We start from the raw sequence: 23,654 nt of genomic DNA, 5'->3' as shown, positions 1-23,654 counted from the left end.
CGCGCCGCGACCCCTCACCGCGGCCCCCGGGCACGCAAGGGCCCCCCACGCACCCGCCAGAGCTCACTTACCCTTGCTGCCTTCCGGCCCTGGGGGAGTTCGGTGATATAGCGCCGCGTGAGGGGCTGACCCCCACCTTAGCGGATCGATGGGGGTGGGCGGGCCAGGGGTGGGGGCCTGGGAACGGGTTCGCGAGCACTGCTTTCGGTCTTGTATTGTTTCCGGCGGAGGATTCGCCTAGAGGCCTAGGGCGCACGCTTGGAAAGCGTGTTGGGGGCAACCCCTCACGAGTTCGAATCTCGTATCCTCCGCCATGGCTGACCAGCCAAAACGAGGGCCCGGACCGTTCCACGGTCCGGGCCCTCGTCGTGCTCTGGTTGCAGTCGCCGTGGTCGGGCGCGGGCGAGCCTGGCCGAACGACGCCCTGCCGCCTGCCGCCGTGGCGCTCGCCCTGCGCATATGGGGCCACCTGCACGGCCTGGTCTCACTGGAGATCTACGGCCACCTGCTCACCCAGACACTCGACCCGGACAAGCTCTACCGCGAGGAACTGGCCCAGTTGGTCGGGTCGTTGGGCCTCGCGACCCATCACTGACTCACGCACGGGGACGCACCGGACGTGGATGGCGCCCTGACGAGTGAGTCGCGGCCCGGCAGCGTTCGGCCTTGGCCCGCAGCCTGGCTGCCTTCCCCGCCTGCCCCCTGGCCTCCGCCTCGGAGGCACGGGCTTCCAACCGCCTGACCTGCCCCGTCAGGACATCGCGGGTCGTGGCACTGTCCAGGCCCCTCTCGATGCACATAGCCGCTCTTCCCCTTCGGCCTCTGTTCCAGCGTAGGTCGAGCAGGCCGAGGGGCGGAGGACCGAGTCCGAACAACCCGCCCTGCGGGTAACGGCTGGGCGGCATACCGTCGGAGCCGAACGGGTCAAGGGAGGGATGGGACCTTCAAGGGACACGTCTTCAAGGGACAAGGGAAGGGACGGGACATGGGCTGGCCGGTACGGCTTGGCGTGGCGGCAACCGCGGGTGCCGGGGTCGCGGCCGCGGGATACCTCGGGCTGGTGACCGGAGCCGTACCGGTCGACCTTGGGGTAGGCAGGCGTACGCGCCCGCTCGGTCCCCGGGCGGTCGACATCCAGGCGCCACGCGAGCTGGTCTTCGACGTCGTGGCACAGCCGTATCTGGGCCGCCCCACCCACGCGCTGCGCGAGAAGGTCGAGGTGCTGGAGCGCGGCGGTGACATGGTGCTGGCCGCGCATTTCACGCCCGTGGGCGGCCGGATCACGGCGACGACGGTGGAGACCGTGCGGTTCACGCGGCCCGAGCGCGTCGATTTCCGTCTGGTGCGCGGACCCGTGCCGCATGTGACCGAGTCGTTCGTCCTCATCGATCAGGAGACCGGCGCCCGGCTGGAGTACCGGGGCGAGATGGGCACGGACCTGTGGAGCCTGGGCGAGCGGTGGGGGCAGGTCGTGGCCCGCCGCTGGGAGGAGACCGTGGCGGCCTCGCTCGCGTCGGTCAAGGACGAGGCGGAGCGGCGAGCGGCCCGCAGATGACCGGTCAAGGCGAGTCGGAGCCGGTGAGCGCGCTTACGTAAGAGCCTGCCGACCGGCGCGTACCGTCGGAGCATGGTGCTGCGGACCGTGCTGGGCGCGGTGTTCACGGCGATGGCGGTCGGGCAGCTCGCCTCCTTCGAGGAGATGCCCGGCATCCTCGCCGCCTACAGGCTGGTGGCCGGCGGTGCGGCGACCGCCCTCGCCGTGGTGCTGATCATCGGGGAGCTGATCTGCGGCACCTGGTTCCTGACCCGGCCGCGCTCGAGAGCGATCGCTCCGGTGTGGGTGTACACCGCGGTGTCGTTGATCTGGAGCGCGCTGGCGGTGCAGGCGTACGCCCGCGGGCTCACCGTCGAGAACTGCGGCTGCTTCGGCGTGTACCTGTCGCAGTCGCTGAGCTGGATCGTCCTCGTCCAGGACGCGCTGGTGCTGCTCTACGCCGCCGTACTGCTGCACGGTGCCCGCCGCGACCGGTCCCGGCCGCACCGCGCGATGGCAGCGGCAGCGGCGACGGGAAAGGCCATGGGAACGGCAACGGGAACCCCCACGACGTCGCGGAAACGGAGAAGCAATGACGGTTGACGAGACGGCCCGCTCGGCCGACCCATCCGCGCGCCGACCGCCGGGTCGAAAGCGGGACCGGTTCTGCGAATACGCTGCCGCGATCACGCGGAGTTCGAGGCTCTGGTGTACGGGGACGCGCAGGAGTACGTGTCCTCGGCCCGCTTCAACAAGCCCGGGACGATCCCCCTGACGTTCCAGACCGAGGCGAAGGACGGCTGCCCCGCGGACTGCGGGCTCTGCCCGGGAGCACAAGCAGCACGCCTGCCTGGACGTCATCGAGGTCAACACCGGCTGCAACCTGGGCTGCCCGATCTGCTTCGGCGACTCCGGATACCAGCCTGGGGGCACCCCCGGACGGAGTCTGGGGGTGGCTACGCCATCACCCACGAGCAGTGTGCGCGAATGCTGGACGTCTTCGTCGAGTCCGAGGGCGAGGCGGCGGTCGTGATGTTGCTGGCCGGCACGTACGAGGTACGGGTCGACGGCGTGGACTACTCCGCCGCCAACACCCCCTCGCCCAAGGGACGGCCCAGCCATCAGGGCTCGCCGACCGGGCCGTCTTCACGACCGGGGACGCTGAGCGGCTCCCCCCGACCGCCTCACCGCCGCGGGCCTGGACCTGGACACCGCCCCGCGCGTGCTCGACGCAGCCCGTGCAGCAGTGGCCGACGGCATCATCGGCTACGTGCTCCTCGTCGCCGCAAAGTCCGCCTGACCACCACAAGGTCCTGCACAACCTCGTCGGCCGCGGCCGCCTGCTCCGCCTCGCCCGCGGCCGCATCGCTGCGCCGCGGGCACGCCCTCCTCTGAGCCGCCCACGGCACCACCGGACACCGGCGCGGCCAAGCCCGGAGAGCTGCCCGAGCCCCTGCACCTGCTCCGGTGCTGGAAGCAGGTCCCGTGTGGCCCAAGAGGCACAAGTGGCCTGTGCCACATACGTTCCCAGTGAGCCCACTCGGACCAGCCCCGCCCCACCCGCCTGCCGGAAGGACTCCCGTGGACGTACGCCACCCCCGCCGCGCGATAGCCGCGCTGGCAGCCGCCGCGCTCACCGCACCGCTGCTCATGGCCACCGCCTCGCCCGCCGCCGCCCGCCACGGCGACAGCGCAGCAGAGCGGCCGGATAAGACAGCGACGGCGGAGAAGCTCGCCCGCACCCTCGTGGCGAGATCATCCGCCGAGGACGCGCACAGACACCTGAAGAGATTCCAGGCCATCGCCGACTCCGGCGGAGGCAGCCGGGCCGCCGGCACGCTCGGGCACGACGCATCGGCGGCGTACGTGTACCGGCAGCTGCAGCAGGCCGGATACCAGGTGTCGTACGACGCCTTCGAGTTCACCTACACCGAGACGCTCGCCGAGAAGCTCTCGGTCCTCACGCCCAGCCCGCGGGACATCGCCATCAAGGCGATGACGTACACCAAGAGCGCCCCCGAAGGCGGCATCAAGGCACCGGTCGCGGCCGTGCCGGTGGACGCGACGCCGGGGTGCGAGGCCGGTGACTACGCCGCGGCGTCCTTCACCGGGAAGATCGCACTGATCCAGCGCGGCGGCTGCCCCTTCGCCCAGAAGCAGGCCACCGCGGCCGACGCCGGCGCGGTCGGCGCGATCGTCTACAACAACGCCGAGGGCGCGCTGACCGGAACGATCGGCGACCCGGCCGCCGGGAGGATACCCACCGGCGGAATCACGCGGCAGGACGGCCGGGCGCTCGCCGCCGAGTCCGCGAAAGCCGAGGTCACGGTCTCGCTCGACATCCGCGAGCTGCGGGAGAAGCGGACCACCCGCAATGTCATCGCGGAGACCCGCGGCGGCGACCCGGCCCGTACGGTGATGCTCGGCTCCCACCTCGACTCCGTCGCCGCGGGCCCCGGCATCAACGACAACGGCTCGGGCTCGGCGGGGCTGCTGGAGGTGGCGCTGGAGCTGGCGAGGACGGGCCAGAAGCCGGCGAACACGATCCGCTTCGCGTGGTGGTCGGCAGAGGAGCTGGGCCTGGTCGGCTCCGCGGACTATGTGGCGCGACTGAGCGAGCAGCAGAGGAAGCAGATCGCGCTCTACCTCAACTTCGACATGATCGCGTCGCCGAACCACGGCCAGTTCGTGTACGACGGCGACGACTCGGACGGCAGGGGCGCGGGCCCGGGCCCCGAGGGCTCTGCCCAGCTCGAGAAGCGGATCAACGGCTTTCTCGACCGCCAGGGCAAGCCGCACGAGGGCACGGACTTCACCGGCCGCTCGGACTACGGGCCGTTCATTGCGGTGGGCATCCCGTCGGGCGGCACGTTCACCGGCGCCGAGGGCATCAAGACCGAGGCCCAGGCGACGAAGTTCGGCGGCACCGCGGGCACCCCGTACGACGCCTGCTACCACGCGGCCTGCGACGACCTGTCCAACATCGCCATGGCGGCCTTCGACACCAACGTCGACGTGATCGCGGATGCCGTCGGCACGTACGCGTACGACCTCGGCTCGCTGAGCGAGCCGGTGCGAAGCGTGCCGACCGAAGGCGACGCGGGCAGCGGCGGCGGGCTGCACGACGACCACGGGCCGTACGACCCCGTCACCGCGTGACCCGGCCGAACCCGGCCGAACCCGGCCGAGCCGCCCGCACCCCGACCGGACCCCTCCCGCAGGCGCCGAGCCCTCCGTGCCGGTGGTTCCGGCGGAGCCGTCGCTTCCACTCCTGACTCGCCCGATTCGCTCCCGACTTGCTCCCGACTCGCTCCCGGTTTGATCCACTTCGCCGCCTTTCCACTCCTGCGCCACGGCTGCGCCCGGAGCGTCAGGACCGGTAGGCTTTCCGTGTGATCTTCAAGCGCATCGGAAACGGGCGGCCGTACCCCGACCACGGCCGGGAGAGCACCCGCCAGTGGGCGGATGTCGCTCCACGCCCGGTACGCCTCGACCAGTTGGTCACCACCAAGCAGCAGTTGGATCTCGAGACGCTCCTCGCCGAGGACTCGACGTTCTACGGGGACCTCTTCGCCCATGTCGTGAAGTGGCAGGGCGACCTCTATCTGGAGGACGGGCTGCACCGGGCAGTACGGGCGGCGCTCCAGCAGCGCCAAGTGCTGCACGCGCGGGTGCTTGAGCTGGGCTGACGCCACCCGGCCCGTCACGGACCGGACAGCGGGATACTTCCGCCCCAATATCGACATATTGCCCCTTTTGGGTTGGCCTCTGCGCCACGCGTTGATCATCTAGTAGGCAGAGCGGCCGACCCGCATTACGCTGCGCTTCATGAGCATGCTGACTCCCCCCGGCATGGGCGGTAAGTACCGCATCACGGGTGACAGGTACCCGCGTATGCGCCGGCCCCGTAACCGCCGCCGGATCGCGGTCGCCGTGATCGGGGCGGCAGCCGCCGTCGGGATGGCCGGCTGGGGGACGCTGCAGCTCATCGACGTGTTCACCGGCGGCGGTGGCAAGGCCCGCGCGGCGGGCAAGGCAGCGGGCTGCGACAAGCCGGAGAGCCGCCCGAGCGCACAGGCCAGGCCGCTGCCGAAGCCCGGCGAGATCACCGTGAACGTCTACAACGCGACGCAGCGCACCGGCCTGGCCAAGCAGACCGCGGACGAGCTCAAAAAGCGCGGCTTCAAGATCGGCAAGGTCGGCAACGCCCCGGTCGCATACGACAAGAAGGTCAAGGGCACCGGGATACTGCTCGGCGCACCGAACGCCACCGAAGGGCCGTTCAAGGTGCTGGGCACGCAGCTTCCCGGGACCGAGACGGAGGCGGACAAGCGCACCGGCGCGGACGTCGACCTGATCATCGGTGACGGCTTCAAGGCCCTCGCCGAGAAGCAGGCCGCGGACCAGGCGCTGGTCTCTCTGACCAACCCCTCCCCGGCGCCCTCGGCGTCCGCGAAGTGCTGACCGGTCCGCGCCCTACGGGCCCCGCCCCGAGGCGTCCGCGCCGGGCCTGCCCGCTGACCGGATGACGGCCGCGCGGGTGGCGTCCGTACGAGCCAACGGCCGCGGTCGGTCTTCCGCGGCTCATCGGCCGCGGTTCACCGGCTGCGGCCGGCTAGTCGGCCGTCCCGTACATGCGGTCACCCGCGTCGCCGAGGCCGGGGACGATGTACCCGTGGTCGTTGAGGCGCTCGTCCACCGCCGCCGTGACCACCGTGACCGGCGTGCCCTCCAGCTCGCGCTCCATGACCTCCACACCCTCCGGAGCGGCCAGCAGGCAGATCGCCGTGACATCGTCCGCGCCGCGCGAGATCAGCTCGTTGATCGCCGCGACGAGCGTGCCGCCGGTCGCCAGCATCGGGTCCAGCACGTACACCTGGCGGCCCGAGAGATCCTCCGGCATCCGCGTCGCGTACGTGGACGCCTGGAGTGTCTCCTCGTCCCGGATCATGCCGAGGAAGCCGACCTCTGCCGTCGGCAGCAGCCGGACCATGCCGTCGAGCATGCCCAGACCTGCCCGGAGGATCGGCACCACCAGGGGGCGCGGGCGGGCCAGCCGCACACCGGTCGTCGTCGTCAGGGGAGTTTCGATGTCGACCTGCTCGGTGCGCACCTCGCGGGTCGCCTCGTACGCGAGCAGGGTGACCAGCTCGTCGGCCAGCCGCCGGAAGGTGGGGGAGTCGGTTCGCTGGTCGCGCAGCGTGGTGAGTTTGTGCGCCACCAGCGGGTGGTCGACGACGTGGGTCCGCATGGCATTGACAGTAGCCGAGCAGGGCCGCGCCCCATACGCCCCATCACCCCCGCGCAGTCTGTGGCTGCACTGGCATCAAACCACCTGTTCGGGGGAAAGTGGGCACGTACGCCCGTACGGGGCAGCAGCGCCCGCACGGTCGGGGGACGAAAGGACCCAGCTTGGGGAGGTGTGGCACCCGTGCCGGACCGGAACCGGCCCAGTGGCGAGCCCGCGCCGGCGGACCCCGCGCTGGTGGAGAGCGACGCGGAGAGGCGCCGCCGACGCGCCCAATTCCTTCGAGAACTCAACGAGGCCAAAGCACTGCGTGAACGGGTGCAGCCGCGGCGGGCCCGAGCGGCCCGGATGCGCCAGCAGATGCGGATGAGGACCTTCCGCTGGTAGCCCGGGCAGCCGCCGGATCGCCGTCCGGTTGCAGGACTGGTGCACGACGCACAGCGGAAGACCTCTCGCGATGGCTTCGTTTCTGCCACGATTCCGAGTGGGCGGGCCCAGAGGGAGAAAAGCCCCTGGCCCCGCCGGACCCGGCAAACGCCTATGACCAGTGGGAGAGTCACGGTGTACTTCGCCGCACTGCTCGCGCGCACCGAAGACGGGTGGGAAGCGAGCGACACAGAGCTCGACGATGTGGAGACCCTCGCCGATCTGACGGATCTGGCGCGGGAGGCATCGGTCGACGACGACACGGTGCTCGCCTTCATCGAGCAGGAGGACGCGTGGTTCGGCGTCGTCCGGGTGGACGGCGAGGAGGACCCCCGCATCTACATCTCGGATGCGGCGGCCGCGGCCCGCAGCTCGTACGGCGAGATTCTGCTCACGGACGAGCTGCTCGGCCGCGAGCCGGAAGAGGACCTCGACAGCCTGGTGGACCTCGACGGCACGGAGGACGGCGAGCCAGAGGACGACGATGACGAGCCCGCGGCCGCCGATGACGCCGTGCCGCCGGGCCCGATCGGCGACTCGGAGATCCTCGAAGACCTGGGGATGACGAGCAAGGAGCTGATGGCCCTGGACGGTGACGCGCTCAGCGAGATCGCCGATGTGCTGGGGTGCGGGGAGGTCCTGGAGGCGGTCCGCTGACGTGCCTGCGCCGGCGGCCCGCACCCGGCGGCCCGCACCCCGGCGGCCCGTCCCGCACCCCGGCCGTACCGCCTCGTCCGGCCCGGAGCACGCCGCTGGCCCACCCGTGACCGACACTGTCCCCATGACCCCCTCGACCCCCGTACGGCCCGATCCCCTGCGCGACCCCTGGCACGCGCCGATGCGGCTGGCCCTGGCCGAGGCCGTACGGGCCCCGGAGACCGGGGACGTGCCGGTCGGCGCCGTCGTCCTCGGTCCGGACGGCGGGGTGCTCGGGCGCGGTCACAACGAGCGCGAGGCGACCGGCGACCCGACGGCGCACGCCGAGGTCCTCGCCCTGCGCGAGGCGGCGCGGGCCGTCGGGTCGTGGCGGCTGTCCGGCTGCACGCTCGTGGTGACCCTGGAGCCGTGCACGATGTGCGCGGGCGCCGGCGTGCTGTCCCGGGTCGAGCGGGTGGTCTACGGCGCCGCCGACGAAAAGGCGGGCGCAGTCGGCTCGCTGTGGGACGTCGTACGGGACCGGCGGCTCAACCACCGGCCGGAGGTCATCAACGGGGTGCTGGCCGAGGAGTGCTCGGAGCTGCTCACGGGCTTCTTCCGCCGGACCGGGCGGATCGATACCGATTTCGGAGCACGGCCGCCCGTCCGCTAAGCTCTCTCTCGGTAGCGTGTCCGAGCGGCCTAAGGAGCACGCCTCGAAAGCGTGTGAGGGGGCAACTCCTCCGTGGGTTCAAATCCCACCGCTACCGCTCCAAGGAAAGGCCCCCGGCGGATCTCCGGCGGGGGCCTTCCTCACGTCTGGCTCGGGGAAGCGGCGTTCCTCGCGCGCGTGCGTCGGCACCTCGCGCGCGTGCGGTGGCGGACGCGGCCCAAAGGGCCCCGATTACCGGGGCCTTGGTCCATATAAGTCGGATCGAGGGCGGGTCGAGGGGCGGACGGCGGGTGGGCCGCGCGCGGAGGAAGCGGGACGCGGCGGCTCGCCGCTTCGACCGTATGTGTGGATAGACTCACGCGACCGTCGGCGGACAGGCGGCAGGGACACTGCGGCAGGGGAGGCAGCACGGCATGGCGCAAACGAAGAAGATCGCGCTCTACATGGTCATCGTCTTCGTGCTGTACACGATCATCACGTCCCCGGACCGGGCCGCGGATCTGGTCCAGATAGGGTTCGAGGGCATATCGAGCGCCGCGAAGGGTGTCGGCGCGTTCATGACCGCGCTGGTGAGCTGACCGGCCGCGCGTCGTCCCGAGGAGTGTCCGCATGATCCGCCACCTGGTTCTCTTCAAGCTCAACGAGGGCGTCGGGCGCGACGACCCGCGGGTGGCCGCCGGGGTGAAGGCCTTCCAGGAGCTCGGCGGACTGATCCCCGAGCTGGAGTTCTGGGAGTGCGCCTGGAACATCTCGGAGCGACCGATCGCCTACGACTTCGCCATCAACTCGGCCGTCGCCGACAGGGCCGCCCTGCAGCGGTACCTGGAGCACCCCGCGCACCAGGCGGGCGTCGCGCAGTGGCGGGAATTCGCCACCTGGGTAGTCGCCGACTACGAGTTCTGACCCGTACGGGTTTCCGGGCCCCTCGCCTCCTTGGCAGGGGCCTTTTCGCATGTTGCAAATGGCCCCAACTTGCCGCCAACACGGGTATATACGGTGCTTGCACACAGTGCACATGTCTTGTGATGCTATGACCGCTTTTGCCGGATGAGTGGACCGAGAGATCTGAAGGGGTGGCATGACCGCGTCGGCCCGTACCGCGTCCGAAGCGACGCCGCCCCAGGGCGAAGGCGCCGGAAAAACCCGCGAGAGCAGAGGCGCGGACACCCGGGCGCTGACCCAAGTGCTCTTCAAGGAGCTGTCGGGGCTCGAGCCGGGCACGCCGGAGCACGCGCGCGTGCGAGCGGCGCTCATCGAGGCGAACCTGCCGCTGGTGCGCTACGCCGCGGCCCGCTTCCGCAGCCGCAACGAGCCGATGGAGGACGTGGTCCAGGTCGGCACGATCGGGCTCATCAATGCGATCGACCGGTTCGACCCGGAGCGCGGGGTGCAGTTCCCGACCTTCGCGATGCCCACCGTGGTCGGCGAGATCAAACGTTACTTCAGGGACAACGTACGGACTGTGCACGTGCCGCGCAGGCTGCACGAGCTGTGGGTCCAGGTGAACGGCGCCACCGAGGATCTGACGGTGCAGAACGGCCGTACGCCTACGACGGCCGAGATCGCCGAGCGGCTGAAAATCGCCGAGGAGGATGTGCTCGCCTGCATCGAGGCCGGCCGTTCCTATCACGCGACCTCGCTCGAGGCGGCCCAGGAGGGGGACGGGCTGCCGGGGCTGCTCGACCGGCTCGGCTACGAGGACCCGGCGCTGGCCGGCGTCGAACACCGCGACCTCGTACGCCATCTGCTCGTCCAGCTGCCCGAGCGCGAGCAGCGGATCCTGCTGCTGCGCTACTACAACAATCTGACGCAGTCACAGATCAGTGCGGAACTGGGCGTTTCGCAGATGCATGTGTCCCGTCTGCTGTCCCGGAGCTTCGCCCGGCTGAGATCCGCAAATCGGATCGAGACGTAACCGGTACGAGGTACCTTTCCAGCACTGATATGTCGACTTGGCGCTACAGCGTGTTGCCGACATGTGACATTCTGCAGGAAGCGCGTTTGCCGCAGCGCCGCCTCCGGTATTCACGTTGGAGGCTGCGTCACTCGCCGATCGAGGGCGCTGCGACCCGTCCGCGACCTCAAGGGGGTGGCATGTCCGTAGACCTGGGCAGCTCGAAGGTGCTCACCAATGAGGCACCGACCGTGCCCGAAGACTGCGACGCCATCAACACCCGCACCCTCTCCCGCTCCCTGTTCCTGCGGCTCGCCACGCTCGAGGGGGACAGCCCGGAGCGCGCCTACGTCCGCGACACCCTGATCGAGCTCAACCTCCCCCTCGTGCGCTACGCGGCGGCCCGCTTCCGCAGCCGCAACGAGCCGATGGAGGACATCGTCCAGGTCGGCACGATCGGCCTGATCAAGGCGATCGACCGGTTCGACTGCGAACGGGGCGTGGAATTCCCGACGTTCGCGATGCCGACCGTCGTCGGCGAGATCAAGCGGTTCTTCCGGGACACGAGTTGGTCGGTGCGGGTGCCGCGCAGACTTCAGGAGCTCCGGCTGGCGCTGACGAAGGCCAGCGACGAGCTCGCGCAGCAGCTGGACCGCTCGCCCACCGTCCCCGAACTCGCCGCCTGCCTGGGCGTGTCGGAGGAGGACGTGGTCGACGGGCTCGCGGTCGGCAATGCGTACACGGCGAGCTCGCTGGACTCCCCTTCGCCCGAGGACGACGGAGGCGAGGGCTCGCTGGCCGACCGGCTCGGCTACGAGGACTCGGCGCTCGAGGGCGTGGAGTACCGCGAGTCGCTGAAGCCGCTGCTGGCCAAACTCCCGCCCAGGGAACGGCAGATCATCATGCTCCGGTTCTTCGCGAACATGACGCAGTCGCAGATCGGCGAGGAGGTCGGCATCTCGCAGATGCACGTCTCCCGGCTGCTCACGCGTACGCTCGCGCAGCTGCGGGAGGGCCTCATCGCAGACTGAGCCCGAGCCCGTGCCCGCGGCCCGAGCCGCCGACCGGACCCAGCCGCTTCACAGCTGACATACCGTCAGCCACACTGGGCCGATGCGACGGACGACGCGAGGCACACGGCTTCCCGTACGGCAGCACGTACGACTTCCCGTACGGCATCTCGTACGGCTCGACGGCCGCCGGGGGGCGGTGATCGCCTCCTCGGCGGCCGTGCTCTGTCTGGGGGCGCTGCTCGCCGGATGCGGCAGCGGCGGAGACGACGGGTACGTGGCGGTCGGCGCGGTCGGGCCCAGCAGTGAGGGGCCTTCGGCGAAAGCCGCGCCGCCCGAGGGTGACGTGTCGCTGATTTCGCTCGACGGGTCACTTGGCAGCGGCGGCGAACCGGGCGGGAGCGGAAGGCCGGAGCCGGCGGAGGGATCGGACGCGCCCGATGGCGCGGGCGCGTCGGCTGCGGCCGGCGAGGGAGACGGGTCGCCCGGCGGGAGCGCGTCCGGCGCGGATGGCACTGCGGAGCCCGGGGGCGGAAGCGGAACGTCCGCGGGCAGCGGCGGATCCGGCGGCGGGGGCGCTACGGACGAGGGGCCCGCGGATCCGGGCCCCGGCTCCCCCGATCCGGAACCCGGGCCTCAGAGCCCTGCCGCGCTCTCCGTCGGCCCCGTCGAGCGCACGCCCACGGACAAGCGCTGGTGCGAGAAGGTGACGCTTGAGCTGCGGAACACCGGGGACAAGCCGGTGAAGTCCGGCACGGTCACCTTCGCGACCCACATCATCGGCGCGCTCGGGATCGACTGGGCGACCATCGAGTCGGCCCAGAAGCTGCCCGTCCCGATCGAGGGCGGGGAGCACACGGAAGAGACCTGGCCCGTGTGCGTGGACGAGTGGCGGGTCCCACTGGGCATGCACATCGAGACCCAGGATGTCGACGTCGACTGGAAGTGACCCGCGCACACTCCGTACGCGGCGGGCAAGTGCTCCGCACGCATCAGTGAGTGATCGGGGTCAGCTCGGCGCGAGCGGACGCGATCGGGGTCAGCTCAGTGCGAGCCACGCGACCGCGGCGACGATCGCGACCACGACGAGGACGCCGAAGGCCACACCGAGGCGCGGACCGGTCGTCTGGGCCGGGCTGGCCTGCCGCCGTGGCTGGGCCTCGTCGACGAAGGCGCGGAACATCTGGGTGCTGCCGGCCGGATCGTAATTGCCCTCGGGGGCGTGCGGGTTGTTCGTCATGGCCCAGGACCCTAGCGAACCGGCGGTTCCGCCCCAACCCTCAGGCCCGCGCCTGCTCCCTCTCATTAATTTGCCTTCAGCAACCAACAGTATGTATGGTTGCTCTAAGCAACTTGGTGTCGGGGAGAAACAAGTCCAGGAGTGCCCCATGGCAGCGCAGAGTCAGTACGAGGAACTGGCCCGGCAGCTCAGCGCCTTCGGCGCCGTCAAGCGCGGTCTCGCCCGCAATCTTCCGCACGAGTGCCAGGCGGGTTCCGCCGCCGTACTGACGCTGCTGCACCGCCACGGCGAGATGCGGATGAGCAGGCTCGCCGAGCTGCTGGCCATCGACATGTCGGTGACCAGCAGGCATGTCGCGCACCTGGCGGAGCGCGGCTGGATCGACCGGCAGCCGGACCCACTCGACAAGCGGTCCCGGCTGCTCCGGCTCACCGCCGGCGGCGAGAAGGTCCTGCGGGACGTCTCCGACCGCTATGTGGCCGCACTCGCCGAGGCGCTCGGCGACTGGTCCGACGAGGACGTCGGACAGCTGAACTCCCTGCTGGCCCGGCTGCGGGACGGCTTCGGCGACTGCCGGCCGTCCCGTACGACCGCGTCAACTCCCGAACCCGCGTGACGACATGACGAGCGACGTGAACAGCGACCTGAACGGTGACGTGAGCAGCGACCTGAACAGCGGCGCGCAGAGCGGCGCCAAGAGAAGGAAGAGCATGGCAACGACCACACCAGCCGGTGTGCGAGGAGACACGGCAGCCGCCGGCACGCACACCGGGCACCCCGCGCCCATGACCCATCGGCAGATCATGGAGGCGCTCTCCGGGCTGCTGCTCGGCATGTTCGTCGCGATCCTGTCGTCGACGATCGTGTCCAACGCGCTCCCGGAGATCATCTCCGATCTGGGCGGCGGGCAGAGCGCGTACACCTGGGTGGTGACGGCCTCGCTGCTCGCCATGACCGCGACCACCCCGCTCTGGGGCAAGCTGGCCGATCTGACCAGCAAGAAGACGCTGGTTCAGCTGGCGCTGATCATCTACGTCCTGGCGTCCGCGGGCGCGGGCCTGGCGCAGAGCCCCGAGACGCTGATCACCTTCCGGGTCTTCCAGGGCGTCGGCGTCGGCGGCCTGTCCGCGCTCGCCCAGATCGTGATGGCCGCGATGATCTCCCCGCGCGAGCGCGGCCGCTACAGCGGCTACCTCGGCGCGACCTTCGCCATCGCGACCGTCGGCGGCCCGCTGCTCGGCGGCGTCATCACCGACACCTCCTGGCTCGGCTGGCGCTGGTGCTTCTACGTCGGCGTGCCCTTCGCCGTCATCGCGCTGATCGTGCTGCAGAAGACGCTCAAGCTCCCCGTGGTGAAGCGTGAGGCCAAGGTCGACTGGACGGGCGCCTTCTTCGTGACGGCCGCGGTCTCCCTGCTGCTGGTCTGGGTCACGCTGGCCGGGGACGCGTACGAGTGGCTGTCCTGGCAGTCCTACGCGATGGTCGGCGGCTCGGTCGCACTCGGCCTGATCTTCATCCTCGTCGAGGCGAAGGCGAGCGAGCCGATCATCCCGCTGCGGCTCTTCCGGAACAGGACGATCACGCTCGCCTCGCTCGCGAGCCTCTTCGTCGGTGTCGCGATGTTCGGCGCGACCGTCTTCCTGAGCCAGTACTTCCAGCTGGCGCGCGACGAGTCGCCGACGATGTCCGGGGTGATGACCATCCCGATGATCGCGGGGCTGTTCGTCTCCTCGACGGTCTCCGGGCAGGCCATCACCAGGACGGGCCGCTGGAAAGCGTGGCTGGTCTCGGGCGCGGTGCTGGTGGCCGCGGGCCTGGGCCTGCTGGGCACGATGCGGTACGACACCGCGTACTGGCACATCGCGATCTTCATGGCGCTCCTGGGCCTCGGCATCGGCATGATGATGCAGAACCTGGTCCTGGCCACCCAGAACCAGGTGGCTCCGCAGGACCTCGGTGCGGCCAGCTCGGTCGTCACCTTCTTCCGCTCGCTCGGCGGCGCGGTGGGCGTCTCGGCGCTCGGTGCCGTGCTCGCCCACCGGATCACGGACTACGTGCGGGACGGGATGGCCGGGCTGGGCAGCGCGAAGGGCGGCGCCGCGGGCGGTGGTTCCGACGGTTCCGCGGGCGGCGGCACCGGCAGCGCGATCCCCGACATGGACAAGCTGCCCGCCCCGATCCGCACGGTCGTCGAGAGCGCGTACGGGCACGGCATCGCGGACATCTACCTCTACGCGGCACCGATCGCGGTGGTCGCGCTGGTGACGGTGCTCCTCATCAAGGAGGTACCGCTGAAGACGAAGCTCGCCTCCGGCGGGGAGAGGGGCGCCCGCGCCGGCGCGGGCACGGCTGCCCCGGGTAGGGCAGATGTGACGGCTGGTGCGGACAGCGCGGCTGCTCGGCCGGAGCCCGTCGCCCATGGCGCAGCGGGAGTCGAGCTGAAGTCGGGCGCGGTGGTGCAGGGCACCGTACGGGCCGGTTCCGGACGCCGTCCGCTGGCGCACGCGCGCGTGACGCTGACCGACGCCACCGGGAACGTGGTGGCCACGTCCACGACCGGGGAGGACGGGGCGTACGCCTTCGGCGACCTCGGTGCAGGCGACTACACGGTCATCGCGAGCGGCTATCCGCCGGTCGCAACACCGGTGGTGGTGACCGGCGACGGCCCGGACGGCTGCGACATCGAACTCACCCATCCCGGCGAGTGACAGAGGATGTCGGCTGCGTTCCGCGCGACCGTCGAACGATGCCGCACCAGGTCGTTGCGGCACCGGAATCCGCCTGCCGGAGGTGTGATCCGGTCGTAGGCTGCGGTCATGGCTCCGAACATCGCGACCAACACGACGGTGGACCTCGAAGGGCTGCTGGAGTTCGTACGACCCAGGCACCGCGCCATCCTGCTGACGACCCGCGCCGACGGCCGCCCCCAGGGCTCCCCGCTGACCTGTGGAATCGACGACTCCGGCCGGTTGGTGGTGTCCACGTACCCCGAGCGAGCCAAGAGCCGCAACGCGCGGCGCGACCCGCGAGCGAGCCTGATCGTCCTGTCGGACGAGTGGAACGGACCGTGGGTGCAGATCGACGGGACTGCGGAGGTGATCGACCCACCGGAGTCGGTCGAGCCGCTGGTCGAGTACTACCGCAACATCGCGGGCGAGCACCCGGACTGGGACGAGTACCGGGCCGCGATGATCAGGCAGGGAAAGTCGCTGATCCGCATCACCCCGGAGCGCTGGGGTCCGATCGCCACGGGCGGCTTCCCGGCACGCCTGGCGCCCCAGGACTGACTGGGATGGACAGCGGCGGAGAGCGACGGACAGTACAGAGCTGACGGTCTGCTCCGTACTGCCTCGCGCCGCTCAGCGCTCCCCCGTGCTCAGCGCTCCCCCGTGCTCAGCGCTCGGCCACGCGGTCCCTCATGGCCTCGATGCCCGCGATCGCGCAGCTCAGTGCGAAGTCCCAGTCGCGCCTGCGCATCTCCTCGACCGACGCGCCGCCCCGCGCCTCCATCAGATCCCTGGACCCCTCGAACTCCGGCCGCTCCTCGACGGTGTCCGTCACCTTCCGGAAGAAGTCGTCCTGGCTGATGCCCGCCTCACGGCAGCGGGCGGCGAACCGGCCCTCGATGGTGCTGAAGCCGTAGGCGAACTGGAAGACGAGGGACGCCGCGCCGGGCAGCTGCTCGGGGGAGAGCCCGCTGCTGCGCAGCACACGCTGCGCCGCGTTCGCGAAGGCCATGGCGCTCGGCCCGACATTCAGGTACTCGCCCACGAGCCGGGCCACCCAGGGGTGGGTGACCAGCAACTTCCGGTACTCCGAGGCCAGTTGGCAAAGCTGGCCCCGCCAGTCGCCCTCGCTCTCCTCCGGCAGCGCGAGCTCGCCCGTGACGGCGTCGAGGGCGAGCTCGAGCAGATCGTCCTTGGTGTCGACGTACCAGTAGACCGACATGGCCGTGACGCCGAGCTCGGCGGCCAGCCGACGCATCGAGAACTTCGCGAGCCCTTCGGAGTCGAGCAGCCGTACGGTCGCCGCGACGATCTTGTCGCGGTCCAGTCCCTCGGGCTGCTCGCTCCTGCGTCTGGGCGCCGGGCGGCCCTCCAGCCACACACTGGTCCTCGCGCGGCCCGCTCCGCGGTCGGCACCTGCCATGGCGCACCCTCCTCCAGCTCGTACAGACAAGCGGACCAGAATATTCCGGTCCGTCCGCCCGCATCGATGCTATGTCGGCTTCCCAGGTGAGTCTGCCCGCTCAGCCGTGCACAGCAGCACGGCGGTGAGCGCGACGGGCAGCGAGCTGCCCCTCCAGTGAGGGAAACGAGCGCGGCGAACCGGGAGTTCAGCGCAGCCCCCCGCGCCCCGTGCCCGCACCGCCCCGCCCCCCACTCGCGCCCGCCCTCCTCCGGCGGGTTCGCGCTCATGACCGGTGGCCATCGGGAAGGCATGGCGAGCGCGACCTTTTACGCCGTACAGCGAGATTTTGGTCAGGGCCTTCGATACGGTCGTCGACACCGAAGCGATCAAGGAGGCCGGGATGCCAGCCGGGATGCCAGTGCGCCGTCGTATCGCTCAACTGCTGCTTGCCGCAGGGGTGTTGAGTGCGATGACCGCGCCGCCCGCGGCGCACGCCGCCGATGTGCGCGAGCCGCCCGTCGACGGCCGGTATGCACCGCTCCGCGTGGCCACGTACAACATTCACGCGGGTGCCGGATACGACCAGGTCTTCGACATACAGCGCACGGCGCAGGCGATCCGCGCACTCGACGCCGATGTCATCGGCCTGCAGGAGGTCGACGTCCACTGGGGTGAGCGCAGCGAGTGGCGCGACCTCGCGCGCGAGCTGGCCCGGTCGCTGGGCATGCGGATCTACTTCGCGCCCATCTACAGCCTGGACCCGCCGGCGCCGGGCGCGCCCCGGCGCGAGTACGGCGTGGCGATGCTGTCCCGTTTCTCCATCCTGAGCACCACGAACCACGAGATCACCCGGCTGTCGACGCAGGACCCGAACCCGGTTCCCGCGCCCGCCCCCGGCTTCGGCGAGGCCGTCGTACGGGCGCACGGGGTGAACGTGCACGTCTACGCGACGCACTTGGACTACCGCACCGATCCGGCGGTACGGCGGGCACAGGTCGCCGACACGCGGAGGATCATGGCCGAGGACTGCGACCGGCGCGGCCGCTGCCCGCGGCAGGTGCTGGTCGGGGACTTCAACGCGGAGCCGGAGGCGGCGGAGCTGGCGCCGCTGTGGGAGCGGCTGACGGACGCGGCGCCGCGGGACGGCGGGCTGACCTACCCGGCCAAGGACCCGCTGAAGCGGATCGACTACGTGACGGTGTCGGACGGGATCCGGGTACGCGACGCGGCGGTGGCCGGGACTCTCGCCTCGGACCACCGCCCTCTCGTGGCCGACCTGCTGGTGCGGCGCGGGAGTTGATCCGCGTCATGCCGCTGGTCATGTGAGCTGGTCAGTGGAGCCGGCCAGCAGAGCTGCTCGGTGGAGCTGATCAGTCGGTCGGTTCGGTCAGGTCGTAGAGGGTCGTGCCGTCCACGGTGACCTTGGTGAAGTTGTCCTCCACCCAGGTGGTGATGGAGCGGGAGCCGGAGTCGCCGGCCCGGGGGCCGCCTGTCATGCCGCCGCTGGCAAGGAAGTAGTGGATCTTCCCCTGCTTCACGTACTCCTTGAACTGCGCGAGGGTCGGGGACGGGTCGCTGCCGTTGAAGCCGCCGATGGGCATCACCGGATTCTTGGTGGCCAGTTGGTAGCTCGCGGCGTTCTGCGAGCCGATGGCGGCGGCGATCCAGGTGTAGTCACCGGCGCCCCGCTGGAGCTTCGTGGCGACCTCGCCGCTCACGTCCTGGCCGCCCAGCAGCCCGCCCATCCCGCCGCCTCGCGCGCCGCCTTCGGCGCCGGGGAATCCGCCGCCCTGAGGGAAGTTCCTCTGGGGGCTCCCCTGGCCCATGGCGGGCGGACCACCCTGCGGTCCTCCGGGGAAGCCGCCGCCCCGCTGGTTGCCCTGGTTGCCCTGGTTGCCCTGGTTGCCCTGGTTGCCCTGGCCCTGCTGGTTGTTCTGGCCCTGCCGGCCCGGCGGCTGCATGCCGACTCCCAGGCGACGGCCCGGTCCCCCGGGTCCCCCCACGCCGCCCGCGACCCGCGGCCCCGCCATCACGATCGAGCCGGAGTGCGCGCTGTCGACGGTGCTCAGCGTGTACGCGAGCGGCGCCGCCAGCGAGGCCGCGAGCCCCAACCCCGCGGCCCCCGACGCCAGTCGGCGGTTCCTACGGCCCGCGAGCGCGAGTCCGGCCGCCGCCGCGAGTCCCGCGACGAGCACTGCCCAGCGCAGCCACGGCAGCCAGTCCGGGTTCCGCCCCAGCAGGACGTACGACCAGACCGCCGTGACCGCGACCGCCCCGCCCAGCGCCGCCGAGGCGGCGGGGTTCGCGCGCCGCTCCCACAGCGCCGCGGCTCCCATGCCGACGAGCGCCGCGATGTACGGGGCGAGGGCGACGGTGTAGTACTCGTGGAAGATCCCTGCCATGAAGCTGAAGACCGCGACCGTGATCAGCAGCGCGCCGCCCCAGGCGAGGAAGGCCGCGTGCCGTTCGTCCGTACGACGGTTACGCCAGGTCAGGACGACGCCCGCGACGAGCAGGACCAGCGCGGCGGGCAGCAGCCAGGAGATCTGGCCGCCGACCGACTCGTTGAACATGCGCCAGATGCCGGTCTCGCCCCAGCGGCCGCCGCCTCCGCCGCCTCCGGCACCGACGGGACCGCCGGGACCCCCGGGACCGACGCGTCCGCCCACGCTGCCGGTCTCCTCGCCGTTGATCCGGCCGAGGCCGTTGTAGCCGAAGGTCAGCTCCAGGAAGCTGTTGTTCTGCGAGCCGCCGATGTAGGGGCGGGAGGACGCGGGCCACAGCTCGACGATGGCGATCCACCAGCCGCCGGTGACGACCATCGCGAGCCCGGCGAGGGCGAGTTGGCCGATCCGTTTCCGTACGGGCACGGGCGCGCACACCGCGTACAGCAGCGCGAGCGGCGGCAGGATCACAAACGCCTGCAGCGTCTTGACGAGGAAGGCGAAGCCGACCGCGACTCCGGCCCACACCAGCCATTTCGTCCGCCCGGCCTCCAGTGCGCGCAGCACGCAGTAGACGGTGACCGTCATGAGGAGGGCGAGGAGAGCGTCCGGGTTGTTGAAGCGGAACATCAGCGCGGCGACGGGCGTGAACGCGAGAACCCCGCCCGCGATCAGCCCGGCGGCCGGGCTGAAGCGGCGCTTCACGGCCGCGTACAGGACGCCGACGGTCGCGAGGCCCATCAGTGCCTCGGGGACGAGGATCGCCCACGAGTTGAGCCCGAAGATCCGGACGGACAGGGCCATGGGCCAGAGGGCGGCCGGCGGCTTGTCCACGGTGATGGAGTTCGCCGCGTCGGACGACCCGAAGAAGAAGGCCTTCCAGCTCTCGCTGCCTGCCTGGACCGCTGCCGAGTAGAAGGAGTTGGCGTAGCCGGACGAGCTCAGATTCCACAGGTAGAGCACCGCCGTCGCCAGCAGGAGAACGAGGAGCGCGGGGCGCGCCCATCGGGGGTCCGCGGGGTGGGCGCGGCAGCCCGGCTGGGCGGTGCCCTGCCCGCCCGCGCCAGCCCTTGCCGCGGGCGGGGCGTACGCCGGTGAGGGCGGCGAACCGCCGTTCATCGGGTACTGGTGGCTGCGGGGCGTGGTCATCGGGCGCTCCTGAAGTCGTCGTAGCCGTTGTCGTCGTAGCCGTTGTCGTCGTAGCCGTTGGGATCTGCCGGCTCCGCAGCGGCCATCGGGTCCCCAGGAGTCGCCGGGTCCACCGGGCCCGGCCGGGCCGCCGAGTCCGCCGCACGGAGGCGCTCGGTCGTGCACCGGTCGGCGCCGGGCGCACCGAACACGGGGGCAGCGGGGCCCGCATGGCCCCCGTGCGCGGGCGCGTCCGGCTGAGCGCCCGGCCACGGGCCGGCCGCGCCCGCCGCCCCCGCCCGCCCGGCGAGGTCATCCCGCTGGGCCGGGAAGACCCAGGCCCGCAGGAGCAGGAAGCGCAGCACCGTCGCGGCCAGGTTCGCAGCGACGAGCACCGAGAGTTCCGCGCCGTGCGACGGGCTGCCGCCGCCCGCGAGGTGGAGGGCCGCGAGCGAACCGCTGGTCAGGGCCAGGCCGATAGCGAAGACCAGCAGGCCCTGGGCCTGGTGCCGTACGACCCGCTCCCGCCCCCGTACGCCGAAGGTGAACCGCCGGTTGGCAGCCGTGTTGCCGATGGCGGACAGCAGCAGCGCCAGCGCGTTGGCGGCCTGCGGCCCGGTGCCGAACCGCAGCAGCGAGTACAGCGCGAGATAGCCGAGGGTGCTCAGCGCGCCGACCGCGCAGAAGCCGAGCAGCTGACGCGCGAGCCCCTGCGGCACATCGCGCAGCTCGCGGTCGCGCGGGTCGTCGCCGAAGGGGCGGCGCAGGCGCGCGAGCGGCAGCGCGCCCGTACCCAGCGCGCGTGCCACCCGCCAGACGCCCTTCAGGTCGTCGACGGCTGTGCGGACGATGTCCACCCGGCTGTCCGGGTCGTCCACCCAGTCGACCGGCACCTCGTGGATCCGCAGCCCGGCCCGCTCCGCCAGCACCAGCATCTCGGTGTCGAAGAACCACCCCGGGTCCTCGATCATCGGCAGGAGCCGCTGCGCCACGTCCTGCCGGATGGCCTTGAACCCGCACTGCGCGTCGCTGAAGCGGGCCGCCAGGCTGCCCCGGAGGATGAGGTTGTAGCCGCGCGAGATGAACTCCCGCTTGGGGCCGCGGACGACGCGGGAGCTGCGGGCGAGGCGTGAGCCGATCGCCAGGTCGGAGTGGCCGGATATCAGCGGGGCGACGAGCGGCAGCAGCGCGTTGAGGTCCGTGGACAGGTCGACGTCCATGTAGGCGAGCACGGGCGCGTGCGACATCGACCAGACGGTGCGCAGCGCCCGCCCGCGGCCCTTCTCCTCCAGCCGTACGGCCGTGACCTCGTCGATCCAGTTGTCGAGCCACGCCGCCACCTCGGGCGTACGGTCGGTGCTCGCGTTGTCGGCGATGGTGATCCGGAAGGCGTACGGGAAGGTGCGGGTGAGGTGGCTGTGGAGGCGGCGGACGCAGGGCTCGAGGTCCGCCTCCTCGTTGTGGACGGGGATGACGACGTCGAGCACGGGCTCTCCGCGGCGGCCTTCCCAGCGCTGAACCGCCGATAGGTGTGCGCGTGCGGGCAGAGTGCCCGGCGGGGTATCGGTTCGCATGCCCCGACACTCGGCGGCCGCGCTGTCACGCCTGTGTGATCCGCCTGTGCGCTGCCTGTGAGTACGGGTGAGGGTGCGGCTGCGGAAGCGGGTGCGGCTGCAGAAGCGGGTGCGGGTGCGGCTCTGGGTGCGGGTGCGGCTCTGGGTGCGGCCGGTCCTGCTGCGGGTGCGCTTGCGGAACGGGCACCGGAGCCGGACCCGGCACCGGCGCATGGCCCGCGTCGGCCGGAGGCAGGTGGACGGCGAAGACCGTACGGCCGGGCGCGCTCGTCACCTCCACGCGCCCTCCGTGCGCGCTCACCACCGCCTGCACAATGGCCAGACCCAGACCCGTACTTCCGGCCGCACGCGCGCGTGAGGCGTCCCCGCGCGCGAAGCGCTCGAAGACGTGCGGCAGCAGCGCGGGCGGGATGCCGGGCCCGTCGTCGGCGATCTCCAGCAGCACCTCGCCGGTGCCTGGTCCCCCGACAGAGCGACCGCCGACCCGCAGCACGCGCGCGGTGACGGTCGTCCCGGCGGGCGTGTGCGTACGGGCGTTGGCCAGCAAATTGACCAGCACCTGGTGCAGCCGCTCCGGGTCACCGCGTACGAGTGCGGCCTCGTCGGGGAGCTCCAGCCGCCAGCGGTGTGCCGGACCGGCCGCGTGGGCGTCGCTCACCGCGTCCGCCACCAGCGGGGACAGATCCGTCTCGGCGAGGCTGAGCGGCCGACCCGCGTCGAGCCGGGCGAGCAGCAGCAGATCCTCGACGAGGGTGGTCATCCGGCCTGCCTCGGACTCGATGCGGCCGAGCGCGTACCGAGTGTCCGGGCCCGTCTCTTCGTGGGCCCGGCGCGTGAGTTCGGCGTAACCGCGTATCGAGGCCAGCGGGGTCCGCAGCTCGTGGCTGGCGTCCGCGACGAACTGCCGGACCTGCGTCTCGCTCGCCTGGCGGGCCGCGAGTGCAGAACCGACGTGTCCGAGCAGCCTGTTGAGCGCAGCGCCCACCTGCCCCACTTCCGTGTGCGGATCGGTGTCCCGCTCGGGCACGCGCTCGTGGAGCGCCACCTCGCCGCGGTCCAGGCGGAGTTCGGAGACACGGGTCGCGGTCGCGGCAACCCGGCGCAGCGGGCGCAGGGCGATGCGGATCATCGCCGTACCGGCCAGGCAGGCGGCAGCGAGTCCGGCAGCGGCCACGCACAGCTCGGCCACGACCAGCGTGTCGACCGTGTCCTGCACGCCGCGCAGCGGAAGGCCGACGACGCGGCTGCCGCCGTCCGTGTCGTGATCGGGGACGGCCTGCAGCCGGTAGCTGCCGATACCCGGGATGTCGACGGTCTGCGGACTCCCGTCCGCGGCGGACGACTCGATGGCATCGGCCTGCTGAGAGGTCAGCGCCTCCGACTCACCCCGGTCGGTGCTCCGTTCCGCCGACCTGACCTCGCCGCCGATCAGCTCGGCACCGATGGTGCCCGGGGGCTGCCCGGGACCCAGGATGAAGCCCAGCCGGTCGTCGTTCACGGCCCGCGGGGGCGGGCGGAGGGCGCGCTCGGCGACCCCGCGCAGCTGGCCGTCCAGCTGTCCTACGAGGTAGGAGCGCAGCGTGATCGTGGTGACGCTGCCGATGATCGCGCAGACCACGGCGATCAGGGCGACGGACGACACGACGAGCCGGGTGCGCAGCGACCAGCGGCGCCGCTCGGTGAAGCGGCGCCGCTTCCGGCGGACGGGGGCGTGCG

The 23,654-nt window shown here is 71.4% G+C and carries 24 protein-coding genes, 2 tRNA genes and 1 other RNA gene; 20 read left to right on the top strand and 7 right to left on the bottom strand.

All coding sequences use genetic code 11. The features are described from left to right. Positions 1–34 precede the first annotated feature (34 nt). Positions 35–129, bottom strand: an RNA gene (gene ffs / locus ACTWQC_RS15995) — signal recognition particle sRNA small type. A gap of 97 nt (positions 130–226) precedes the next feature. On the opposite strand from ffs, the gene ACTWQC_RS15990 reads away from it, so the two are divergent. The 7 genes from ACTWQC_RS15990 to ACTWQC_RS15960 all read left to right on the top strand — a co-directional run bounded on the left by ACTWQC_RS15990 (position 227) and on the right by ACTWQC_RS15960 (position 5,998). Then, positions 227–314, top strand: a tRNA-Ser gene (locus tag ACTWQC_RS15990). Next, a complete protein-coding gene (locus ACTWQC_RS15985; protein ID WP_443316342.1) occupies positions 314–595 on the top strand; it encodes a WHG domain-containing protein in 282 nt (93 codons plus the stop codon). The genes ACTWQC_RS15990 and ACTWQC_RS15985 overlap by 1 nt, the downstream gene beginning before the upstream one ends. Positions 596–985: 390 nt before the next feature. Further along, positions 986–1,555, top strand: a complete 570-nt coding sequence (locus tag ACTWQC_RS15980; RefSeq protein ID WP_443316341.1) for an SRPBCC family protein — start codon at positions 986–988, stop codon at positions 1,553–1,555. A gap of 72 nt (positions 1,556–1,627) precedes the next feature. Then, on the top strand, positions 1,628–2,137 hold the full coding sequence (locus ACTWQC_RS15975; RefSeq protein ID WP_443316340.1) for a MauE/DoxX family redox-associated membrane protein: 510 nt from the start codon (positions 1,628–1,630) through the stop codon (positions 2,135–2,137). Between the two features lie 1,047 nt (positions 2,138–3,184). Further along, positions 3,185–4,693 (top strand): M20/M25/M40 family metallo-hydrolase, encoded by a 1,509-nt coding sequence (locus tag ACTWQC_RS15970; RefSeq protein WP_443316408.1) that lies wholly within the window; start codon positions 3,185–3,187, stop codon positions 4,691–4,693. A 233-nt stretch (positions 4,694–4,926) separates the two neighbouring features. Continuing rightward, entirely contained in the window at positions 4,927–5,223 is a 297-nt protein-coding gene (locus ACTWQC_RS15965; protein WP_003986294.1) for a type II toxin-antitoxin system VapB family antitoxin, read from the top strand. 139 nt (positions 5,224–5,362) lie between these two features. Beyond that, positions 5,363–5,998, top strand: coding sequence for a LytR C-terminal domain-containing protein (locus ACTWQC_RS15960; protein WP_443316339.1), 636 nt, complete (start codon positions 5,363–5,365; stop codon positions 5,996–5,998). A 151-nt stretch (positions 5,999–6,149) separates the two neighbouring features. Here ACTWQC_RS15960 and upp read toward each other — a convergent pair whose 3' ends face one another. Further along, on the bottom strand, positions 6,150–6,785 hold the full coding sequence (gene upp, locus ACTWQC_RS15955; RefSeq protein ID WP_443316338.1) for a uracil phosphoribosyltransferase: 636 nt from the start codon (positions 6,783–6,785) through the stop codon (positions 6,150–6,152). Positions 6,786–6,965: 180 nt separating this feature from the next. Here upp and ACTWQC_RS15950 point away from each other — a divergent pair, with 180 nt between their 5' ends. From ACTWQC_RS15950 to ACTWQC_RS15910, 9 genes are all read left to right on the top strand, one after another. Next, positions 6,966–7,169, top strand: a complete 204-nt coding sequence (locus ACTWQC_RS15950; protein WP_443316337.1) for a hypothetical protein — start codon at positions 6,966–6,968, stop codon at positions 7,167–7,169. A gap of 153 nt (positions 7,170–7,322) precedes the next feature. Then, complete coding sequence (locus ACTWQC_RS15945) at positions 7,323–7,865, top strand: tRNA adenosine deaminase-associated protein (protein ID WP_443316336.1); 543 nt, start codon at positions 7,323–7,325, stop codon at positions 7,863–7,865. A gap of 124 nt (positions 7,866–7,989) precedes the next feature. After that, positions 7,990–8,517, top strand: a complete 528-nt coding sequence (tadA, locus tag ACTWQC_RS15940; protein WP_443316335.1) for a tRNA adenosine(34) deaminase TadA — start codon at positions 7,990–7,992, stop codon at positions 8,515–8,517. Positions 8,518–8,527: 10 nt separating this feature from the next. Next, a tRNA-Ser gene (locus ACTWQC_RS15935) sits at positions 8,528–8,614 on the top strand. A gap of 316 nt (positions 8,615–8,930) precedes the next feature. Further along, positions 8,931–9,095, top strand: coding sequence for a hypothetical protein (locus tag ACTWQC_RS15930; protein WP_443316334.1), 165 nt, complete (start codon positions 8,931–8,933; stop codon positions 9,093–9,095). Between the two features lie 31 nt (positions 9,096–9,126). Further along, complete coding sequence (locus ACTWQC_RS15925; protein ID WP_443316333.1) at positions 9,127–9,420, top strand: Dabb family protein; 294 nt, start codon at positions 9,127–9,129, stop codon at positions 9,418–9,420. Between the two features lie 175 nt (positions 9,421–9,595). Then, positions 9,596–10,432, top strand: coding sequence for an RNA polymerase sigma factor SigF (locus tag ACTWQC_RS15920; RefSeq protein ID WP_443316332.1), 837 nt, complete (start codon positions 9,596–9,598; stop codon positions 10,430–10,432). Between the two features lie 179 nt (positions 10,433–10,611). Next, positions 10,612–11,442 (top strand): RNA polymerase sigma factor SigF, encoded by an 831-nt coding sequence (locus ACTWQC_RS15915; RefSeq protein WP_443316331.1) that lies wholly within the window; start codon positions 10,612–10,614, stop codon positions 11,440–11,442. A gap of 82 nt (positions 11,443–11,524) precedes the next feature. Next, positions 11,525–12,370 (top strand): hypothetical protein, encoded by an 846-nt coding sequence (locus ACTWQC_RS15910; RefSeq protein ID WP_443316330.1) that lies wholly within the window; start codon positions 11,525–11,527, stop codon positions 12,368–12,370. A gap of 90 nt (positions 12,371–12,460) precedes the next feature. Here ACTWQC_RS15910 and ACTWQC_RS15905 read toward each other — a convergent pair whose 3' ends face one another. Beyond that, entirely contained in the window at positions 12,461–12,661 is a 201-nt protein-coding gene (locus ACTWQC_RS15905; protein WP_443316329.1) for a hypothetical protein, read from the bottom strand. Positions 12,662–12,809: 148 nt separating this feature from the next. Between ACTWQC_RS15905 and ACTWQC_RS15900 the strand changes: the two genes are divergently transcribed. The 3 genes from ACTWQC_RS15900 to ACTWQC_RS15890 all read left to right on the top strand — a co-directional run bounded on the left by ACTWQC_RS15900 (position 12,810) and on the right by ACTWQC_RS15890 (position 15,948). Then, a complete protein-coding gene (locus ACTWQC_RS15900; RefSeq protein ID WP_443316328.1) occupies positions 12,810–13,277 on the top strand; it encodes a MarR family winged helix-turn-helix transcriptional regulator in 468 nt (155 codons plus the stop codon). A 94-nt stretch (positions 13,278–13,371) separates the two neighbouring features. Continuing rightward, positions 13,372–15,369 (top strand): MFS transporter, encoded by a 1,998-nt coding sequence (locus ACTWQC_RS15895; RefSeq protein ID WP_443316407.1) that lies wholly within the window; start codon positions 13,372–13,374, stop codon positions 15,367–15,369. Positions 15,370–15,477: 108 nt separating this feature from the next. Continuing rightward, complete coding sequence (locus ACTWQC_RS15890; RefSeq protein WP_443316327.1) at positions 15,478–15,948, top strand: PPOX class F420-dependent oxidoreductase; 471 nt, start codon at positions 15,478–15,480, stop codon at positions 15,946–15,948. A 106-nt stretch (positions 15,949–16,054) separates the two neighbouring features. On the opposite strand, the gene ACTWQC_RS15885 is transcribed toward ACTWQC_RS15890, so the two are convergent. Continuing rightward, positions 16,055–16,810 (bottom strand): TetR/AcrR family transcriptional regulator, encoded by a 756-nt coding sequence (locus tag ACTWQC_RS15885; RefSeq protein WP_443316326.1) that lies wholly within the window; start codon positions 16,808–16,810, stop codon positions 16,055–16,057. Between the two features lie 394 nt (positions 16,811–17,204). Between ACTWQC_RS15885 and ACTWQC_RS15880 the strand changes: the two genes are divergently transcribed. Continuing rightward, positions 17,205–18,092: an endonuclease/exonuclease/phosphatase family protein gene (locus ACTWQC_RS15880; RefSeq protein ID WP_443316406.1), complete on the top strand. Its 888-nt coding sequence runs from the start codon at positions 17,205–17,207 to the stop codon at positions 18,090–18,092. Positions 18,093–18,162: 70 nt separating this feature from the next. Here ACTWQC_RS15880 and ACTWQC_RS15875 read toward each other — a convergent pair whose 3' ends face one another. Genes ACTWQC_RS15875 through ACTWQC_RS15865 form a run of 3 tightly spaced genes read right to left on the bottom strand, consistent with a single transcriptional unit; the run spans position 18,163 to position 23,598 of the window. After that, the gene (locus tag ACTWQC_RS15875) at positions 18,163–20,385 is read right to left on the bottom strand and encodes an ArnT family glycosyltransferase (RefSeq protein ID WP_443316325.1); all 2,223 of its coding nucleotides are present in this window, start codon (positions 20,383–20,385) and stop codon (positions 18,163–18,165) included. Beyond that, the gene (locus ACTWQC_RS15870; RefSeq protein ID WP_443316324.1) at positions 20,382–21,938 is read right to left on the bottom strand and encodes a glycosyltransferase; all 1,557 of its coding nucleotides are present in this window, start codon (positions 21,936–21,938) and stop codon (positions 20,382–20,384) included. The genes ACTWQC_RS15875 and ACTWQC_RS15870 overlap by 4 nt, the downstream gene beginning before the upstream one ends. Before the next feature lie 25 nt (positions 21,939–21,963). Then, entirely contained in the window at positions 21,964–23,598 is a 1,635-nt protein-coding gene (locus ACTWQC_RS15865) for a sensor histidine kinase (RefSeq protein WP_443316405.1), read from the bottom strand. Positions 23,599–23,654 lie beyond the last annotated feature (56 nt).

This window comes from Streptomyces sp. 8N616, from assembly GCF_052246385.1.
Taxonomy (GTDB): domain Bacteria; phylum Actinomycetota; class Actinomycetes; order Streptomycetales; family Streptomycetaceae; genus Streptomyces.
Note: the sequence above shows the minus strand (reverse complement) of the source record. Positions and strands in the feature narration are given on the sequence as shown.

Excerpts from the sequence above, each read along its gene's own strand:
- ACTWQC_RS15890 (WP_443316327.1), top strand. The coding sequence starts at position 15,478 with ATGGCTCCGAACATCGCGACCAACACGACGGTGGACCTCGAAGGGCTG.
- ACTWQC_RS15945 (WP_443316336.1), top strand. The coding sequence starts at position 7,323 with ATGACCAGTGGGAGAGTCACGGTGTACTTCGCCGCACTGCTCGCGCGC.
- ACTWQC_RS15925 (WP_443316333.1), top strand. The coding sequence starts at position 9,127 with ATGATCCGCCACCTGGTTCTCTTCAAGCTCAACGAGGGCGTCGGGCGC.
- ACTWQC_RS15920 (WP_443316332.1), top strand. The coding sequence starts at position 9,596 with ATGACCGCGTCGGCCCGTACCGCGTCCGAAGCGACGCCGCCCCAGGGC.
- ACTWQC_RS15870 (WP_443316324.1), bottom strand. The coding sequence starts at position 21,938 with ATGCGAACCGATACCCCGCCGGGCACTCTGCCCGCACGCGCACACCTA.
- ACTWQC_RS15875 (WP_443316325.1), bottom strand. The coding sequence starts at position 20,385 with ATGACCACGCCCCGCAGCCACCAGTACCCGATGAACGGCGGTTCGCCG.
- ACTWQC_RS15930 (WP_443316334.1), top strand. The coding sequence starts at position 8,931 with ATGGCGCAAACGAAGAAGATCGCGCTCTACATGGTCATCGTCTTCGTG.
- ACTWQC_RS15895 (WP_443316407.1), top strand. The coding sequence starts at position 13,372 with ATGGCAACGACCACACCAGCCGGTGTGCGAGGAGACACGGCAGCCGCC.
- ACTWQC_RS15915 (WP_443316331.1), top strand. The coding sequence starts at position 10,612 with ATGTCCGTAGACCTGGGCAGCTCGAAGGTGCTCACCAATGAGGCACCG.
- ACTWQC_RS15975 (WP_443316340.1), top strand. The coding sequence starts at position 1,628 with ATGGTGCTGCGGACCGTGCTGGGCGCGGTGTTCACGGCGATGGCGGTC.
- tadA (WP_443316335.1), top strand. The coding sequence starts at position 7,990 with ATGACCCCCTCGACCCCCGTACGGCCCGATCCCCTGCGCGACCCCTGG.
- ACTWQC_RS15970 (WP_443316408.1), top strand. The coding sequence starts at position 3,185 with ATGGCCACCGCCTCGCCCGCCGCCGCCCGCCACGGCGACAGCGCAGCA.
- ACTWQC_RS15885 (WP_443316326.1), bottom strand. The coding sequence starts at position 16,810 with ATGGCAGGTGCCGACCGCGGAGCGGGCCGCGCGAGGACCAGTGTGTGG.
- upp (WP_443316338.1), bottom strand. The coding sequence starts at position 6,785 with ATGCGGACCCACGTCGTCGACCACCCGCTGGTGGCGCACAAACTCACC.
- ACTWQC_RS15880 (WP_443316406.1), top strand. The coding sequence starts at position 17,205 with ATGCCAGTGCGCCGTCGTATCGCTCAACTGCTGCTTGCCGCAGGGGTG.
- ACTWQC_RS15980 (WP_443316341.1), top strand. The coding sequence starts at position 986 with ATGGGCTGGCCGGTACGGCTTGGCGTGGCGGCAACCGCGGGTGCCGGG.
- ACTWQC_RS15960 (WP_443316339.1), top strand. The coding sequence starts at position 5,363 with ATGAGCATGCTGACTCCCCCCGGCATGGGCGGTAAGTACCGCATCACG.
- ACTWQC_RS15985 (WP_443316342.1), top strand. The coding sequence starts at position 314 with ATGGCTGACCAGCCAAAACGAGGGCCCGGACCGTTCCACGGTCCGGGC.
- ACTWQC_RS15910 (WP_443316330.1), top strand. The coding sequence starts at position 11,525 with ATGCGACGGACGACGCGAGGCACACGGCTTCCCGTACGGCAGCACGTA.
- ACTWQC_RS15900 (WP_443316328.1), top strand. The coding sequence starts at position 12,810 with ATGGCAGCGCAGAGTCAGTACGAGGAACTGGCCCGGCAGCTCAGCGCC.
- ACTWQC_RS15905 (WP_443316329.1), bottom strand. The coding sequence starts at position 12,661 with ATGACGAACAACCCGCACGCCCCCGAGGGCAATTACGATCCGGCCGGC.